At 54.7% G+C, this 16,604-nt stretch carries 12 protein-coding genes; 3 read left to right on the plus strand and 9 right to left on the minus strand.

Going from position 1 to position 16,604, the window contains the following annotated elements; translation table 11 throughout:
* Positions 1-385: 385 nt before the first annotated feature.
* From prpB to ABAC402_RS31800, 3 genes are all read right to left on the minus strand, one after another.
* Entirely contained in the window at positions 386-1,270 is an 885-nt protein-coding gene (gene prpB / locus ABAC402_RS31790; RefSeq protein ID WP_023449844.1) for a methylisocitrate lyase, read from the minus strand.
* Between the two features lie 124 nt (positions 1,271-1,394).
* Positions 1,395-1,781: a type II toxin-antitoxin system VapC family toxin gene (locus ABAC402_RS31795; protein ID WP_023449845.1), complete on the minus strand. Its 387-nt coding sequence runs from the start codon at positions 1,779-1,781 to the stop codon at positions 1,395-1,397.
* Complete coding sequence (locus ABAC402_RS31800) at positions 1,768-2,055, minus strand: AbrB/MazE/SpoVT family DNA-binding domain-containing protein (RefSeq protein WP_023449846.1); 288 nt, start codon at positions 2,053-2,055, stop codon at positions 1,768-1,770. Before ABAC402_RS31800 ends, ABAC402_RS31795 begins: the two co-directional genes overlap by 14 nt.
* Before the next feature lie 339 nt (positions 2,056-2,394).
* Here ABAC402_RS31800 and ABAC402_RS39735 point away from each other — a divergent pair, with 339 nt between their 5' ends.
* Both ABAC402_RS39735 and ABAC402_RS31810 read left to right on the plus strand, forming a co-directional pair.
* Positions 2,395-2,682, plus strand: coding sequence for a nucleotidyltransferase family protein (locus tag ABAC402_RS39735; RefSeq protein ID WP_023449847.1), 288 nt, complete (start codon positions 2,395-2,397; stop codon positions 2,680-2,682).
* Positions 2,683-2,699: 17 nt separating this feature from the next.
* Positions 2,700-3,071, plus strand: a complete 372-nt coding sequence (locus ABAC402_RS31810) for a DUF86 domain-containing protein (RefSeq protein WP_162148524.1) — start codon at positions 2,700-2,702, stop codon at positions 3,069-3,071.
* A gap of 274 nt (positions 3,072-3,345) precedes the next feature.
* Here ABAC402_RS31810 and ABAC402_RS31815 read toward each other — a convergent pair whose 3' ends face one another.
* Both ABAC402_RS31815 and ABAC402_RS31820 read right to left on the minus strand, forming a co-directional pair.
* Positions 3,346-4,671 (minus strand): HipA domain-containing protein, encoded by a 1,326-nt coding sequence (locus ABAC402_RS31815; protein ID WP_200862132.1) that lies wholly within the window; start codon positions 4,669-4,671, stop codon positions 3,346-3,348.
* A gap of 14 nt (positions 4,672-4,685) precedes the next feature.
* Positions 4,686-4,916 (minus strand): helix-turn-helix domain-containing protein, encoded by a 231-nt coding sequence (locus tag ABAC402_RS31820; RefSeq protein ID WP_023449850.1) that lies wholly within the window; start codon positions 4,914-4,916, stop codon positions 4,686-4,688.
* A 441-nt stretch (positions 4,917-5,357) separates the two neighbouring features.
* On the opposite strand from ABAC402_RS31820, the gene ABAC402_RS39285 reads away from it, so the two are divergent.
* Positions 5,358-6,023: a uracil-DNA glycosylase family protein gene (locus tag ABAC402_RS39285; RefSeq protein ID WP_023449851.1), complete on the plus strand. Its 666-nt coding sequence runs from the start codon at positions 5,358-5,360 to the stop codon at positions 6,021-6,023.
* 645 nt (positions 6,024-6,668) lie between these two features.
* Here ABAC402_RS39285 and ABAC402_RS39740 read toward each other — a convergent pair.
* Genes ABAC402_RS39740 through pglX form a run of 4 tightly spaced genes read right to left on the minus strand, consistent with a single transcriptional unit; the run spans position 6,669 to position 16,588 of the window.
* On the minus strand, positions 6,669-8,459 hold the full coding sequence (locus ABAC402_RS39740) for a DUF262 domain-containing protein (RefSeq protein WP_031235655.1): 1,791 nt from the start codon (positions 8,457-8,459) through the stop codon (positions 6,669-6,671).
* Between the two features lie 20 nt (positions 8,460-8,479).
* Positions 8,480-10,570, minus strand: a complete 2,091-nt coding sequence (gene brxL, locus ABAC402_RS31830; protein WP_031235656.1) for a BREX system Lon protease-like protein BrxL — start codon at positions 10,568-10,570, stop codon at positions 8,480-8,482.
* Positions 10,571-10,578: 8 nt separating this feature from the next.
* The gene (gene pglZ / locus ABAC402_RS31835) at positions 10,579-13,092 is read right to left on the minus strand and encodes a BREX-1 system phosphatase PglZ type A (protein ID WP_023449854.1); all 2,514 of its coding nucleotides are present in this window, start codon (positions 13,090-13,092) and stop codon (positions 10,579-10,581) included.
* Positions 13,085-16,588, minus strand: coding sequence for a BREX-1 system adenine-specific DNA-methyltransferase PglX (gene pglX, locus ABAC402_RS31840; RefSeq protein ID WP_023449855.1), 3,504 nt, complete (start codon positions 16,586-16,588; stop codon positions 13,085-13,087). Before pglX ends, pglZ begins: the two co-directional genes overlap by 8 nt.
* Positions 16,589-16,604 lie beyond the last annotated feature (16 nt).

The raw sequence follows: 16,604 nt of genomic DNA on the forward strand, positions 1-16,604 counted from the left end.
GATCTAATCTGTGAAATCTGTGTAATCTGTGGATCGCCTTTTCTTTGATTGCCGCTGCGCGGCGGGTTCAAATAAGACCTGAAGTTCGTGCTGTTCGTGTGGTTCGTGGTTGAATCCTTTTATTTCTGTCCGCTGAACAGCAGATCCAGCTTGTGCTCGAAATTCTACGCGCAACGCTATCTTCAAGGATTTCTGGCACCCGCCGCGCAGCGGCATCATCTTTTAAGAGGTCCACAGATTACACAGATTTCACAGATTAAGGCTCAGATCTAATCTGTGTAATCTGTGAAATCTGTGGATCGCCTTTTCTTTGATTGCCGCTGCGCGGCGGGTTCAGAACAATCCTGAAGTTCGTGCTGTTCGTGTGGTTCGTAGTTGAATCCTTTTACTTTTGCCCGCTGAACAGCAGGTCCAGCTTGTTCTCGAAATCCCAATACCCAATCCGATCATACAGTTCCTCGCGGGTCTGCATGGTCTCGAGCACGTTCTTCTGATGGCCGTCGCGGCGGATGGCGTCATAGACCGCCTCGGCCGCCTTGTTCATCGCCCGGAAGGCCGACAGCGGATACAGCTGGATCGCCACGCCCGCGGAGGCCAGTTCCTCACGCGTGAACAAAGGCGTCTTGCCGAATTCGGTGATATTGGCCAACACCGGCACACCCACCGCATCGACAAACCGGCGATAGGTGTCCAGATCATAGGCGGCCTCGGCGAAAATCCCATCCGCCCCCGCCTCAACGCATTTGACCGCGCGCTCAATCGCCGCATCGACGCCGTGGACCGCGATGGCGTCCGTCCGCGCGATCAGAAAGAAATCCGGATCGGTCTTGGCATCGGCCGCGGCCTTGACGCGATCGACCATCTCGTCGGTCGAGACGATCTCCTTGCCGGGACGGTGACCGCAGCGTTTGGCCCCGACCTGGTCTTCGATATGGCAGGCGGCCGCGCCGAATTTGATCAAAGACTTGACGGTGCGTTCGATGTTAAAGGCCGACGGCCCAAAGCCGGTGTCGATATCGACCATCAAAGGAAGATCGCAAACATCGGTGATGCGCCGGACATCGATCAGCACGTCATCCAGGTTATTGATCCCCAGATCCGGCATCCCCAGCGAGCCGGCAGCCACCCCGCCACCCGACAGATAGATGGCGCGATACCCGGCGCGTTTGGCCAGAAGGGCATGATTGGCATTGATGGTGCCGATGACCTGCAGCGGGGATTCCGCCGCCAATGCGTTACGGAATTTGCGGCCGGCGGAAACGAGAGCCATCTTTGGGTTCCTCTTATGCTTTTCGCTCGGGTCGTATCTATTGATACGATCCAAGTCAATTCCACATATAGGCCTACACCACGTCGCAGGTCAATTCAACGGCCGTTGAAAATTTACACGCCCGTCATGGCTCTATGACGTCGAATGGGCCACCGGCGGCAGTCTTGATGAATTTGCGGTCGAAGGTCACCATCGCATCGCAGTGGGCAGCCGCTCCAAGATGCAAGGCGTCGGCGAAATCCATGCCGGCTTCGGCTCGATCCAGGGCCTGAGCCAATAGGGTCGGATTTTCGACGGTGACCTGGGCAAGACCGGCGAATCCTCGCAAAGCTCTGCAGATCGACGTCGTGGAAAAGTCGTAGACGCTGCGCAGAACCCATTCGCTTTCGAGAAAGACCGTTGTGGCGACAAAAACGTCATGGCCACCGACAAAAGCGCGCGCTTTTTGAGATTGTTCCGGATGATCGCCCGTCAGGAAGCGAACCAGGACATTGGTGTCAATCGCCTGCATGCCGCCGCTTCGCTTCTGCCAGAACGCCCTGATCCATATCTTCCAAGGACTTGGGTGCCCCGTTCCAGGCCAGGCAGGCATAGACGTCGTCTATCTGCGTCGTGGCAAATAGCGGCGCCTGTCTCAGCAGCACCCCGTCCTGCGTTTCTTCGACCGTCAGCCGCGTCCCGGCCTTCCATTGACGAAGATCGCGAATGGCTTTGGGGAGAATGACCTGCCCCTTCGTAGAGACGGTCGTCGTGACGGGGGTGGGCAATTGTGGCAAGGCGGACATGGATGTCTCCGTAGGTAAGACGAAAGTAAGATAGGTCCATTTGCGTATGTATGCAAGGACTGTCCGTGCTCAACGCGCGCGGATGACGGCCGGTGGCAGGGTATCGCGCAGTTGGTAGCGGCGCCGGCTGCGTAGCGCTCTGCAAGAAAGCTGGCGCAGCAGCCCGCTAAGCGTGTGGCCATGGTGGACCTATTCGAGTGGCTCACCCCAAGGCGTCAATTCACACTGACCCCAGCTTCACGTTTGACACCAGCCCCCATTTCTCCTGACCCCATGTCTCCTTCAAATAGTCTTGCCCTGTAAAGGTTTAGGCTGCATTATGGCACTGTGAAACGGGATATGATCATAGCCGCCTTGCGCGCCCATCAGAGTGACCTTCGTGCCCTGGGAGTTGAGGGCTTGTCCTTGTTCGGCTCGGTCGCACGAGGGGAGGAGACGCCAGCTTCGGATGTCGATTTGGCCGTGGTCTACAACGAAGCCGTGGTGCGCGATCTGTATCAAATGGGCGGTGTGGCGGCCGCCATTGAAAGTTTTATCGGCACAGACAACTTCGATCTGGCCGAGGAAAAGCGTATGCCGCCGCACATCCGGACCGCCTACGCCCAAGACCATGTTAGAATTTTTTGAGCGGCGGGGACGCGAACGTGACCCAGCCAGCCTCAAAACTTCATTACCTGCAGGCGATTCTGGCCGAAATCGGTAAGGTCAAAGGGTTTGTTGCTGGATACGATTACGACGCCTACGCCGCCAATGTGATGGCGCAATATGCGACTGAACGTGCGATACTGAACATCAGCGAGGCAGTGCGAAATCTTGAAAAGCATGCGCGCAGAGATGATCCTACCTTTCAGTTGGCGACCTTGTCTCCGCACATCGCATGGTCGAACATAAAAGGCATCGGTAACATTTTGCGGCATGACTATGAAACCGTGACGCCGAGTCGGATTTGGACGGTTGTCACCGCCCATCTCGACGGACTGGAGGCGGCATGCCATGAGGCCCTTCGACAGCCGTAGGGCGCGTTTCCAGATCCAGCTAACTTTATGCGCCGCGAGAGTTAAGCTGAACAGCGGCGACGCCCTTTTCATATCTTGCGGCGGTGTCAAGGTAATTCCAAAACCTTATGTTTTAGAGCGCAATCCGATAAAGTGGACGCCACTTTTCGGATTGTGCTCTAGAATTAAGCATTTGGCGTGGCTTTGGCGATACTGCGTCTTTTGCAGCGGAGGTAAGTGTCACTGACCCCCCATTTCTTCTATTTCTGATGCCGCTTCTGATGCCCGGCTTTTTTCAGCTCAACTGTTCCCATCCGCCAGGTGCACGGCTTTCATCGCGCGTCACCCGCGGGAAATAGTCCCTTTCCGGAACGCCCAAGTCCAGCCCCAGCGCCGTTGCGACTTCGCCCATTTGCGCGGCCAAGGCATCGGCAAGACCTTTCGCCAGTCTGGCGTCAGCTTCGTTCGAAATCGTGCTGACCAGATGGCGCAGCTTTTTTTCCAGCCGTTTGTCAAAGCGCGGCCGGATAAAGCCAATGTCACGCATCATGGCGACCAGATCCGCCGGCTGAATATCTTCGACATAGTGCGCGGTGCCAATGTCAAAGGCCAGGCGATGGGTTACGGTGGTATCGGTAAACACGGGCACGACGTCGTAGAGCGGGGCCAGTTCTGTGCCGCCCGCGCCGTGCAGGATGGTGCCGTTTTTACCGTGATTGTCGGTGTTGCCGACCAGAATATTGTAGAGGGTATGGTCGAGAAAGGTCTGGACGAAAAGGCCGGGTGTCGAGGTTTTCGCGGCGATCGTACCGACGGCCTTGGCGCTGAACTGATGCTCCGGCAGAACGGCGTGGCGCTGGTATTTCAGCGAGGGCGGCAGCCCCAGGGCCTGGCAGAAGTCTTCCGTATGGATGCGCCGAACATGGCCGCCCTTTACGTCCCGGTCGAAGCGTTCCAGAAGGATGGCCTTGATGGTCAGGCCGCGGACCTTGAAGGTTTTGGGGACGAACCGTGTGGTGTGGATGCCGCACGATGTGGCTATCGCAAGGAGCGCTGTTTCGGCCTCGGTAAGGTGCGGGTCTCTGGCGGGCGATACTTTGAGAATATGGGTTGTGGGTGCGCGTGAGTCCGGTTTGGGCAAATAGTAGCGCTGATCGTGGTAGAGTAAGGCGATCTTGCCCTGGACGCCGGCTAGGGGGGAGGGGTCACGCTCGGCCTGGGGAAGACGCCGTTCGAGATGGAGCGACTGGACGATCTCCAGCATCCGTTCATCGTCGATGCGGTCATAGTCGTCGGGGAAGATGCCCGGACGCTTTCCGGGGCCACGACCTTCGGGCGTAATGGAGATAGCGCCGGGGCAGTCTGCCCCCAGATGATACAACAGCGCCCCTGTGTCGCCGCGGTTCAGTCGATAGGTGTCGAGCGCCCGATCGAGCTGCGGTCCTTCGAACAGCAGATTCTCAAAATATCCGCGACAGTCGGCGTCCAGATAGGGGGCCGGCCGGACAGGCAAGGACAGGGAGATGGGCGAAGTCTGCGGCGCATCGGGAGCGTAGGTAAAGGTCAGCGCCATGGAGTCGGCGCGTTCGAGTACGCCGACCCTTTGGTCAACAGCGTCCATCCAGACATCCATCTTCATGATCGCGGTACCGCGAACAGATCAATGCCGATCAAGGCGCAGAGTTTGAGATAGGTATCCAGTTTGGCCCCGGCCTTGCCGCGCTCGATCTTGGACAGGTTGGGTTGGGCGATGCCGGACAGGCTGGAAAGCGTATCCTGGCTCATGCCGATCGCCTTGCGACGCTCACGAATGACCTGGCCAATAGCCGCGTCCGATTGGATGGGGTTATGAAGCGACGGGCTCATGGGACAGTTTCCATAGTCGTAGAGCTATAAAATACGATAGTTGGGGCGAAACGACAAGATTTATATGCATTAAGATATAATTTTGCCTCTTGGATGTTTGAGAGGATTAAATATAGCGTTTTTAATATAGAAGCATGGGCAGATGTCTTGACGAGCCAGGCAGGCGGGAAGCCGCGTAATCGCGGCGGTGACGTCCAGGACGGGTGTAACTCAGTCGGTAGCGAAGCCGGCTGCGTAGCGCTCTGCAAGAGAGCTGGCGTAGCAGCCGGCTAAGCGTGTGGCCATGGTGTTTAGTCAAAGACGTTTTGGGCTAGCGAAACGGGCGCGTCGTGGGGGATTCGTCGGCGCGAGACTCGTGTCCGAAACGACGAGATTGACACTGATCCTATTTCGTCCCCATTTCGTCTCTAGTTTCAGCTTCTTGAGGAGATCGATGCCGTGATGGAGTATTTCGCCAAACTCGTACCGCTAGAGCTAAAAAACGAATCCGGACTGGTTTTCTATTCAGGGCGTGCGGCCTTCGAAGGCACACCGCCGATATATCTTATTGGCGCCAGCCCTGGTGGTGATCGTGGTCTGGAAATTGAAGAGCTTGTGCACGATGAGACTCAGAAGGCTTTACAAAATCCAAATCGGTTTTGGTCATCATATCTTGACGCTACCTGGAGCGCTCGTGGACCCGGTCAGGAGCCGATGCAAAAGCGTTTGGCGCATATGTTCGAGAGTCTCGGTATTGATTTGAGGCATATCCCGTCCAGCAATCTCATCTTCTCGCGCTCCAGAAGTATCGCTGAGATAGGCGCGGATTTCGATCGCTTGGCGTCATTGTGCTGGCCTTTCCACCAAGCCGTTATTGATCAACTCAAGCCTCGCATCGTCCTATGCATGGGGGATGACGCCGGTAGCTATGTTCGTAAGAAATTGAATGCGCGCCAACTGTTGGACCATTATGTTGAGGATAACAACAGAGGGTGGCGAAGTACCGCATATGCTGGCGAGAAAGCCCCTGTAGTCGTGACGGTCACTCATCCGTCTCGTGCCGCATGGACCAATCCAAAATCTGATCCGACGGCGCTGGTGTCACGCATTTTGAAGCGATCAGCTTGACAAGCCTTACCCTGTATAAGGCGTCATTCGCCGGGAAGTCTTTCCGACATAAGGGGACCCAGGTGATGGCGCGATGACGTCCCTAAGCCATCATGAGTTGCCACCAATCTCAAGAACGGCAAATGACATAGCCTCGTTCGTTGAAAAGAAGCATCACTGGGTTTTCAACAAGCTGACGGAAATGAACGAACGGTTGGCATATCTGGAGCGCCATAGGCGCGACAACGGAGACGACCTGCGAGGTGGCGCAAACATAAGTTTGGCCGATCTCTTGTGCGGAGGCGGTAATTGTCACTGACCCCATTTCTTGCTGCTATCATTACAATGCGCGTAATTGCGCGCCAAGAAACGAAAAGTCGCTGTGCGCGAATTCACCTGCCTGCTCAGCTAAACATGTGCTTAGAGCGCGTTTCGATCCGGTAACTTGACGTCTCGGACGTTGCCCTGTTCAGTTGGTAGCGAAGCCGGCTGCGTAGCGCTCTGCAAGAGAGCTGGCGCGGCAGCGGGCCAAGCGTGTAGCCATGGTGTTTATTAAGACACGTTTTGGCCAGGCGGGACGGGCTCATCATAGGGAGGCGTCGGCGCGAGACTTGTGTCCGAAACGACGAAATTAACACTGACGCCATTTCGTCCTTCTCTAATCGACTAAGGTGCTGGCCACCTCTTTACGGCCAGTTCAGCCAATGAATTTGAACGTTCAACCAAATGCTTGAACTTAAATGCGGACATTTGACAGAGGCCGTTAGTTATTCGAATAGAAGATTCTTTGTATGCATTCTTTTTAGCTGCAAATGGGTTATTTGAAGCGGTAATGTTCAATTGGCCGGCAAACAATGTTAAGTTCCCGATGCGAGACACCATTTTTGGGTGGTGACTTTCGGCATTGGGGCCCAAATAAGTAACCCAATCGCCAAACTCCTCCTTTGCGCGCTTGGTTTTAATCTTTTGCGGAATGATATGCTCCACATGAACGTCACTAGATCCTAAAACTGCTAGCTCGTCATGTTTGCCATGACCTAAGAGTTCAAGCTGCTCCAAGCAATACCGTGCTCTGTCGATAATATTCGATGTAAAAGCAGCAGTGGTGAATTCCTCTCGAAATTTTTCATCGGTCGGACAAGACTCGCGGTAGGCTGCCCGGACGGCGGCCACCGGATCCAAAGGATCAACAGAACACAACCGTGAGAACAGCGCTTCAGTCTCATTCGAACGCTCCCGACAAATGTGCCTTCTTAGAACAAAATTTTCGGTTAGTTTGAGTACATTTAGGAGCGTTTTCCTTTCTATATTGCCCACAATAAGATGCATTAAGAAGCCGTACGTCTGGCCAGCCTTAATCATTCTCAAGTTTCGCAAATGTCTATCGATTTGACCGTCTCCTGTTTTCGCCAATATTAGTTGGCCGAAAACCTTTGCGCTAGCAATCAATCGTCCAAGAAATTCTTCAAAAGAAAGTCGAGCTGAGGCATCTATTTGAATTGGCACATCATCAATATTTATTTCTGATTCATTTTCATTTTGGATATCGTCTTCCATCTCATCAGCATACAAATGTCGATCAGGCAATTTTTCAGCCTCTACGACCTCATTCATAAACAGCCTCCTGAACTCCCGGACGACATGAGACATTGTTATTCGTTGACTCGTAGTAGAAATTAAAAAATATCTGAAAAATGCATCAGTATCCACCCCATCTAATAATGCTATAATTTTCGCCCATGCCCCTCTTGCACGGTCTAAGTCATTCTCTCCGAATCTAGCTGCATTACCAAGTACGAAATTCTTAATAATATCAGTTGGGCTTAGTTTTAAACCTCGGTTGTTAATAGTCTCAAATAGCTTAAATGCATCTTTTGATCTGCTTACATCCAGTCGAACAATTTGAGCGTTGTTCATAAGTTTGTAGCTGAATACGGCTAGATCTTGCACTTCACAATCCGACATCCAGACGCGTATCGTACGAAACGCACCCGTAAGATGCCGATTTCCACACGTGTCGAGCGAAACTTCCTGTGGGGAAGAAACCAAGTGTTGAAAATCTTCTCGGTCAATAGAATCTAATGCAACTTTCGGAACTGCTGGGCCAGTATAGCTCTGTGCGGTGAGCAAGCGAGCCAACTCCTGCGCGCGTGTAGCATCGCCTTCGGAATGGAATTTTTGCTTTAAGCATTCTAAGAGAATACATACGGTTGTTAACCTTTGTTGACCATCCACTAACTCTAATTTATTTACACCCGCTGTGTGATCCCCGGTCAAACAAACTATACTTCCTAGAAGGTGTACATCTCCATCTTCCAGCAAGTCTATGTCTTCAATCAATTCAAAAATCTGCCTTTCCCGCCACGAATAGCGGCGTTGGTAGGATGGAATTACAAATTGTTCATTCGCAGATCCGAAAAGCTGGTTCAATGTAAGAGAAGACGGTGTGATTTTCATTTTTCGCGCCCCGTGGTAAACTAATTTGCTTTCAAGTAGGTTATTTCAAATCCCTTCACCTGGCGGTACACCTGAAGTCGATTGCCTAAGTTGAAGGCATCGCCAATTTCAGACTTCTGAAAAATGTCCAGGCCTCGATCCAGGCTGATCTTCCAACCCGTGTCGGTCGTGATGTGACGGGCGTGGATCGTGTTCGTGCCGTCAAAGCCCCAGCTGAATTTGACCCCTGCAGCGGCAATCGCACGCTCAACGGCGATCAGATTCTCTTGCTGCTTCTCGGGGTTTACGTCGTCGAGGCAAGTCGTAAGGTGGACCGAAACTTCATCTTCAGGACTTTTGTTTACGGCAACCATCTCAAGAAACTCCATCATATTCCGGACCTGATGGAACATCCGGATATAGGGATCGGTGATCTTGATGTCGGTGGCGCCCTTCAGCCAAGGCCAGAACAGCATGTGAAAACTGACACCCTTTTGGTTCTCATTGAAAACCTTGTGGCCTTCCGCCGCCGCCACCGCGACTGGACTCGCCTTGCCGGCGTCAAGCTCGGCCGAAGCGGACCGCTCTGCATTGGGGGCTTGGGTCTGTGGCTGCAAATCGAATTCCGGCTGAGATACGCCATCCGGCGCTAAGGGTCGTGGGCCGCGATAATAGAAGGTCGGATACTCAATTTCCTCCAAGGTCGAGACAGCCACTTTTGTGCCGTCGTTGCGACTGAACGAAAAGTCAGTCTCAGGATATGTGCTGTCCAGTCTGGCAAGCTGATCCTTCACGCGTTTGCGGCTCTCAATTGCCAGGGTGAGGATTTCCTCGATCTCGGCCGGCGTCGCATTGTCATGTGGGAACAGGATCTTCATCAATCCTGAGAAGGTTTTGTTGACCCCGTCGCGGTCGCGGGTCGAGATGTCCTTGGACAGGGTGCAGTGTGCCTTGTACCGGTCCGACATGTCGTCGTTGCGCATGTGGCGCAGGATCGCGGCCAGGTAATCGACGACAAAACCAAACCCGGTCGCAAACATCTCACCGCGAATGACATCAACTTCCCAGCCTGGCAGGTAGGCATGGAGCCGATCGATGAAGGCGGAGTCGTAATATTTCTCGGGTAGCTCCTCGAACAAGTCCGTGTGCTTGAGCATGTACGGCACGTTGTGCGCCGTGTTGCCAACGAAGACCATTGAGGCCTCAGCGCCAAGGGTCTCAACCCCTCGCGAAAAGCTCTTGTTGGCCATGTAGTTTTTCATGATGTCGACCAGGGCTTTGTCGACACGCTTTTGTCGGCCCGCGAACTCGTCGAAGGCGACCACATCCCAATAACCCACCAGGCCAATGTTGCCGGTGCTGTTGTTGACGAAGAGCTTCGGGACGGTGACCTCACCGCCCGAGATCAATATGCCGTGGGGCGAAAACTCAGAAAAAATGTGCGACTTTCCGGTGCCTTTGGGACCCAGTTCGATAAGGTTGTAGTTCCTTTCCACGAAGGGGATCAGCCGCATGAGCTGAAGCAGCTTACTGCGTCGGCCGAACATTTCGGGATTGAAGCCAACGGTTTGAATCAGCAGATCGATCCAATCCTCGGTCGTGAATTTTGACCTCGCGTCCTTAAACTGGTCAAAGTCAAAATTCGACAGTTGGATGGGCTTGAGGCTTCCCAGGATCCACGGCGAGACATTCTTGGCATCGGTATGCTCGTATTCGACGTCGGCAATACACCACACGCCACCGACAAGCAGCTTGGGGTGCGCCTTGATCGTGCCGGTATCAACAACGACCTTCTTGATGCCGAGATTGGAGAAGGTCGCCTCGTAGGAGTCGTTCGTGGTGTTCAACTCGACACTGATATTGTCGATAACCTTCCAGCGCCCTTTTTCGCGAATATTGGAGCGGATGAGACCGGCTTCGTTACGGTGAACATAGTGCTTGCGCAAAATGTCCTTGACCGTCTCAATACCCGACTGAATAGACGCTTCATCGTCCGTCGCGCAGTATTGGCCCAGCAAAAATTCCAGGACATACGAGGGCACGATCGCATTGCCCTTGACGGTCTTGACCAGGTCCTTCCTGACGCACATGCCCGGAAAGTGCAGATTTATTTTATCGTCTAATGTGCTCATGGTTACCGTCAAAAATCAAAGTCGTTCGAGAATGTCCGCCGAAGCGTGAATCGGCTGGTCTTGTAGTCCGTGTAGTGGGAGGTTTCCCCCACCTGTTCCTGGACCTTAAGGACGACCTCCTGGTTATTGTAGTTATCGGCTTGTCGACTGAGCAGGAAACGAACGGACTGTTCGCGGTCACGCGGATTGTCCGACCGGCTATCGAATACGAGCACGTGCGAGTCCGAAATCAGGTCTCCCGATTGCGAAAATAGCCCCAGCACAAGCGTCCTGGGCTGAATCTTTTCGGTGACCGGCGCCGTCTGATAATAGCGAACGGCGAACTGGCTGGATGTGATGAGATTGTTCGAGCTGCCAATGATTTCGACATCGACCAGGCCTGTATCACTCTGGCGTTTCTTGTTTACCCTGACGACCGGAACCACGATCTCTTGCAAGGATGCGCCGCCGTGAACAAAGCGGCTTCCGGAACCTGTACGGCGTAGGCGATTGATGGATTTGGGAATGAGCACCTCGACCGTGCCCTGCAGCTTGACCTGAGCGGGCGCAAAGTGTCGCAGACCATGGTCCGCCTTCAGCCCGTGGCCCAGTATAAAGCGCCGGTCGCGGTAGAGTACGGTATCACCCTCAACCACGGCCGTGGAATAGTCACTCTCTTCGATGGGACGGTTTTGGTAAAGGAAGCCATGGTCCGCCGTCACCACGATGTTCGCGGCGTTGGCGGCGTTGAGCTTCTTGACGACGGTGACCAATTCTTCGATCGTCTTCTCCGCGGCATTGAAGACGCGTTCTTCCGTTGCGGCCTTATCCCCGACATTGTCGATCAGGTTATGGTAGATGTAGAGAACGTCGTGGTCCTTGACCAAGGCCCGCGCTTCGTCCTTCCCCAAGCCCATGAACGCCTCGTATTTGATCGCCGTGGCCGCATCGCCCGTGCGTCCGTTGGCCAGCAGGCGTTTGCGGTTTTCCAGACCCTGCGATGGTAAGCCGTCGACAATAACGGTTCCGCTGTCGTTGTCGGCGATCTCGATGGTCTCGTTCGGCAAAAGCGAAGCCATACCCAGCTGCGTATAGCTGGGCAGACACCCCAGCATAGGTTCGATACTGGCATCGTATTTATCGACCGAGCGGATGCGGGTCAGAAACTCCTCGCCAACCTCGTAACGCATCGCGTCAGAAATGATGACGCAGATCCGCTGGTCCTTGCGCCGGAATTCGCCCACCACAGTCCTGAAAAACGCCCGGTGCGACAGCACACCTGCCGCCTCCCACTGCGGCGCGGCGTCGACCAGGCCTTGCCAGGTGTCGTTGAGGCGCAGCAGGTAGGCATTGCTGTAGTGGTTCTCGATCTGGTCCGACAGCGCCTTCAGGAGGCCCGCCTGCTTCGACTCCTGGGCGTGGTAGACGAATTTGCGGTACAACTGATCGATACGATACCACGTCTTTTGGTAACGCAGTATGCCATCGGACAGACTGGACATGGTCAGGTCAGCTGCGGCCAGGTTCTGCTGAAACTCTGCCCCGTGATATATGGCTTCGTACAGGTCACGATAATCGGCGTACCAGTAGGACTGCCGGCGCTGACGAACCCAGTTCAGGACGTCAGACGGTTTCAACACCTGCTGGCTGAGACCGTCGACCAGGGCTCGGATAATCACCCGGTCAAGGACCTCGAAATAGTCGATCTCAAGTAAGGTCCGGAAGTCCTTCTGAGCCGCCGTCCCCTCAACATGTAAAACCTCGGCATAGCTCGCAGACAGAGTTCGGAACGCGCTAACGGCCGTTCGGCTGTTGCGCCAGCGTTTGAACAACACCACGGCCTCGGTATTCAAGCTACCGGCGACGTTCAGGGCAACGGCGAAACAGGACTTGAAAAGCGTAATGGCAAAATCGCGAACCGTTGGCGTCTCGACCTTGTAGCCATAGTGCCGATCGATCTGAGACCAAAGAAAGTCAGCCAAGCCAACGCGCGATATCAGCTTAAGCGTATCCTCGCGCTCTTGCGCCAAGTCCGAAAGCAGGACCTCCACGACCGCATCAAGCCGGGCGTCCGTGTTGGCGCAGATGGCCAGCATGCGCAGGCGAAGAACGGTCCTGGTGTCCTTGGCGTCGAGGGAAGCCTTGAGTTTTTCAAGCCGTTTTCCGGAACGAAAGAACTCCTGATGCTCGCGCACCACGTCCTCGAAACTGACGGGCAGGTTAAGCTCCGCCAGCCAGGCAGCGATCTGGTCGGTTTTGAAAACCGTATGTGATAGCTCAACGTCCAACAGCCAGTTCTTCGCGCCCTCGGGCCGGGGCCTGCGGCTATAGATCAAGAACTTGTCTTTTGGTGCCTCACGCAGAATGCGATGCTTCACCCCGAATTCGTTGTTGGCCATCTCAATAACCATCACGTCGCTGAGCGCCAAGTCGGGTAGCAGATGCGCAAACTCGGACTCTGCATCATACCAGAACACGACGCGGTGCTGATCAAACTGCGCCTTGAGCGAGCGCATGATGCGTTCCGTCGTAGGATCACTCATCGGCGGCTTCCAGGCCTTTGATGACCTTCAGTGCCACGCCAAACTTTGGATAATTGGCTTTGACGCCATCGTCGAGATCGATCGCGATCTTCTGGGTCGCAAGCGGGAAGATGACATCCCGCTCCCACTTATCGAGCTCCTCGATCTGGGCCGAAACCGTCAGGCCCTCCTTCAGAGCCTTGGCCTGCTGCGCCGGCGTCTGGTCCGGACTTTTGCCGGCCTTCTCCAGACCGGTGCGGTGGGCTTCCAGCTTATGCCGGAAGGGCCTGACATACTCATTCAGCACCACATTCACCGTGTCAGGTGTGTAGCGGTGCATATAGATCAGGGCCTGGAATGTGCCCTTCGGTGAGGCGAACATCCAATAGATCGGGCGCTTCTTGAAACGGCGGACGTGGTAGTCGAAGAAATCGCGGGTGAACCATTTGCGAAGGTCCTTGCCCAGAGCGGCCTCGATAAAGGCAAGGTTTTCCTGAAACTTCGCCTCGCCGAAAGTCACCAAAAGGAACCTGCGGAAACGCTCGGTGATATCATCGGCAAACCAATCGCCGTCCAACACAGGAATGACGTTGTCGGCATCGACGTCAAAGCTGGGTTCCGGCACGCGGGCCAGGTAGTCGGCCAGACCCTCGCCCTGGTTGGCCAGGATAAGGCCGGGGACATCGAGGCTATAGCGGCCGAACATGCAGCCCACGGCATAGTGCAGGAATTCGGCCATCGTGTCGGCCCGCAAGCGGGTTTCCAGTTCCTCGTCGGTGGCCTTGCTGCCATAGCGATAGGCGGGGTTGCAGGTGAGGGTGATCTCCTCCAGCGGCACCTCCGGGGTCAGCTCGTCTTGCAGCCCATAGGCGTCGATGAAGATGCGGTTGTTCTCTTCCTCCAGCCGCTGCATCTCATCCGTCATGCCCTGCCATTGGGTGCGCAGGGTGGTGTAGCTGGCCGCCAGCGTTTCGGCCCGATGCTCGGGGGCGAGCAGCGGGAGCGTGGTGAAATCCCAGGAGGTTTCGTAGCCGTCCCAGTCGGAGCGAGAAAGTTGAACTAACCGCATACAAGCGTCGCCTACTGAAGACGAAGGCGGACGATTGTATGAGATCTTCTTCACTTCATTACTCTGTAAAGACAGAGTGGGATTTATCAAGGATACAATTTCTTCGCAGACTTTTGAGTTCAAGAATGGGAGAAGCTCGTTATTCGTCTGAGAAAAAAGCATTTGCCCTTTGTTGGACTCAAAAACAAATCCCTTGCCTGACCACCTAAAGCTGTTTGCATCGGAAGTGAGGCCAGACCATGTGATGCCTTCCTTGAAATAGAACTTTTCGCCCGGCAGAGACCAAGATTGACCGGAGTTCTTCCGATGATCGCGAATTTGGATTCCTTTATCCTGAAAGAATACGACCAGCTCATTCAAGCCATACCAACGACGAAATCCCCCCCCTTTATTGTACGGGTAGTACTTCGCCAAAGTCTCACTTATGTCTTCGGTATCGCGACTCGTATCGCCTTCATTGATTTCGTACCAGCACCGAAGAAAGCGTTCATTATCGCACGTGAAGAGACCAACGGCGGTTTCAGAGATTTCGCCAAGCTTTTCCCCCTCTCGGTAAGACTTAAGAAATTGCTTTGATGCCCAATAAGCAATCGGACTACCTGGGAAGGTCTCAAAATCACGCGAACAGGCTAAATAGCGCAGGTGCGCTCCTTTCGAAATTGCATCTGTTGCAAGCTGCGATTTTTCAGCCTCATTGTTTCCAGAGGTTAATCGAAGAAAGACACCACGGAAGTCTGGAAGATGCGACTTAAAGACGGTGAAAGCAGTTGTCGAAACTACAGCTCCGCCGATCGTATCAAAAGCTCGTTCGCCCAAATGTGCCATCGAAACAAGTGTACCCACGGAAAGTAGGTTGCTACGAAGAGCCTCGTAACGCGACAGAAACATCCAAGACTGCATATTGACCATCGCCATCAGTCCCTGTTGCTGTGTCAGAACAAGAGCTCGCTCCATGAACATTGCATAAAGGTCGTTCTTTGAATCGGGATATTCTGCTTTTGCAAAGGCATTCAACATGTCGTTTAGCCCTTTGGTTCCGCTATACGGCGGGTTCGCCACTACCACATGGTATTTGGGCGAGAGGGCCTCGGCCATCTCCAGCACCTTCAGGACCCTCTCTTGCATCTCGCGCAGTAGCAGGTCGCCGCCAAAGTCCTTCTGCCGCACCACGCGGGCCACCTCTGCCGGATCGCGCAGTTTTGGCACGATCAAGGAGCCGAAGTTCTTGGCCTGCTCGAACTGGCCCAAGGTTTCGCGTAGGTCAGCCGTGAACAGATCGCGCCCGACAACGGCGGCCACATCCTGCATCTCGGCGGAGGTAAAGCGCACATCCTGCATCACGCAGATATTCGGCTGCACCCCCAACCGCAGGAACCGCCGCCGCCCCAGCTTTGCCGCCGCCTTCATCATCAGTGCAAAAGCCGCGAGCGCCCCGGCACGGATGTCGATCTCGACCCCGTGCAGGTTATGGGTCAGGATCAGCGCGGGGATGTCGGTCGGCTCATAGCCCTCTTCCTCATAGATCGCATGCAGCAGGTCGAAGGCATAGGTCAGCATATGCCCCGACCCCGCCGCCGGGTCGCAAATGCGGATATCTTCGGGGCGGGTGATGCGCAGGAAGTCCGTCTCGGGCTCCTCGGGTGCGATATAATAATCCATCTGCGCCGCCAGCTTCGACCCTGGCCGATTGAGCAGCCAAAGCCGCCCGAGCGAGTTTTCCACGAGGTAGCGAACGATCCAATGCGGGGTAAACAGCTGCGTCGCAGCGGGGATGTTCTCTGCGGTGATCTTGATGTTCTTCTTCAGCCCCGCAAAGACCTGGTCCTTCTTTTCCGAGATGTAGAACTGGTAGAGCCAGCCGATGATCTCGACATCCTGGCAGGCGTCTTCGGTCATCGTCGCGCGCATTTTGGTCAGAACGCTATCGACAGAAAGAAGATCGTCCGGCATGAGCAGCTCGGAATAGTCGGCAATCTTTTCAAACAGAAATGGCATGGTGCTGTGCCACTGATTGCAGCTAGCGACCACCAAGAGAGCATAGGCTTCTGCCTGTGCGTCCGGGCTGGATATCTTGCCGTCCAGCAGACCCCTTACCCGCTCCCGGACAGAGTTGGGAATGCTGTCGTCAATCACGCCGGCAACGGCTTCGGCCAGGATCTCAGGCCGGGTCTGGCCATCTGCCGGGGATACAACCTTTACCCCGGTATAGCCATTGGCGTCCATAAATCTCAAAGCAGTGAAGCGGTTGAACCAGGTGTAGGCCACGCGTTCGACGACCTGATCTTCACTGGCGCGGGCGATTTCCTTTTCGAGCTCTTTGACGGCTTCTGAGGACTCACGTCGCGCGGCACTTCCAGCCGCCAGGACCTTGGCCAATTTCGACCCCACTTGAGCGATCAGCTGGCGCCGTGCATCCTGGGCGAACTTCTTCAGTGCGTTGGTGTCCATAATTCAGTCCAAAGTC

It is taken from the genome of Asticcacaulis sp. AC402 (assembly GCF_000495835.1).
Classification (GTDB): domain Bacteria; phylum Pseudomonadota; class Alphaproteobacteria; order Caulobacterales; family Caulobacteraceae; genus Asticcacaulis.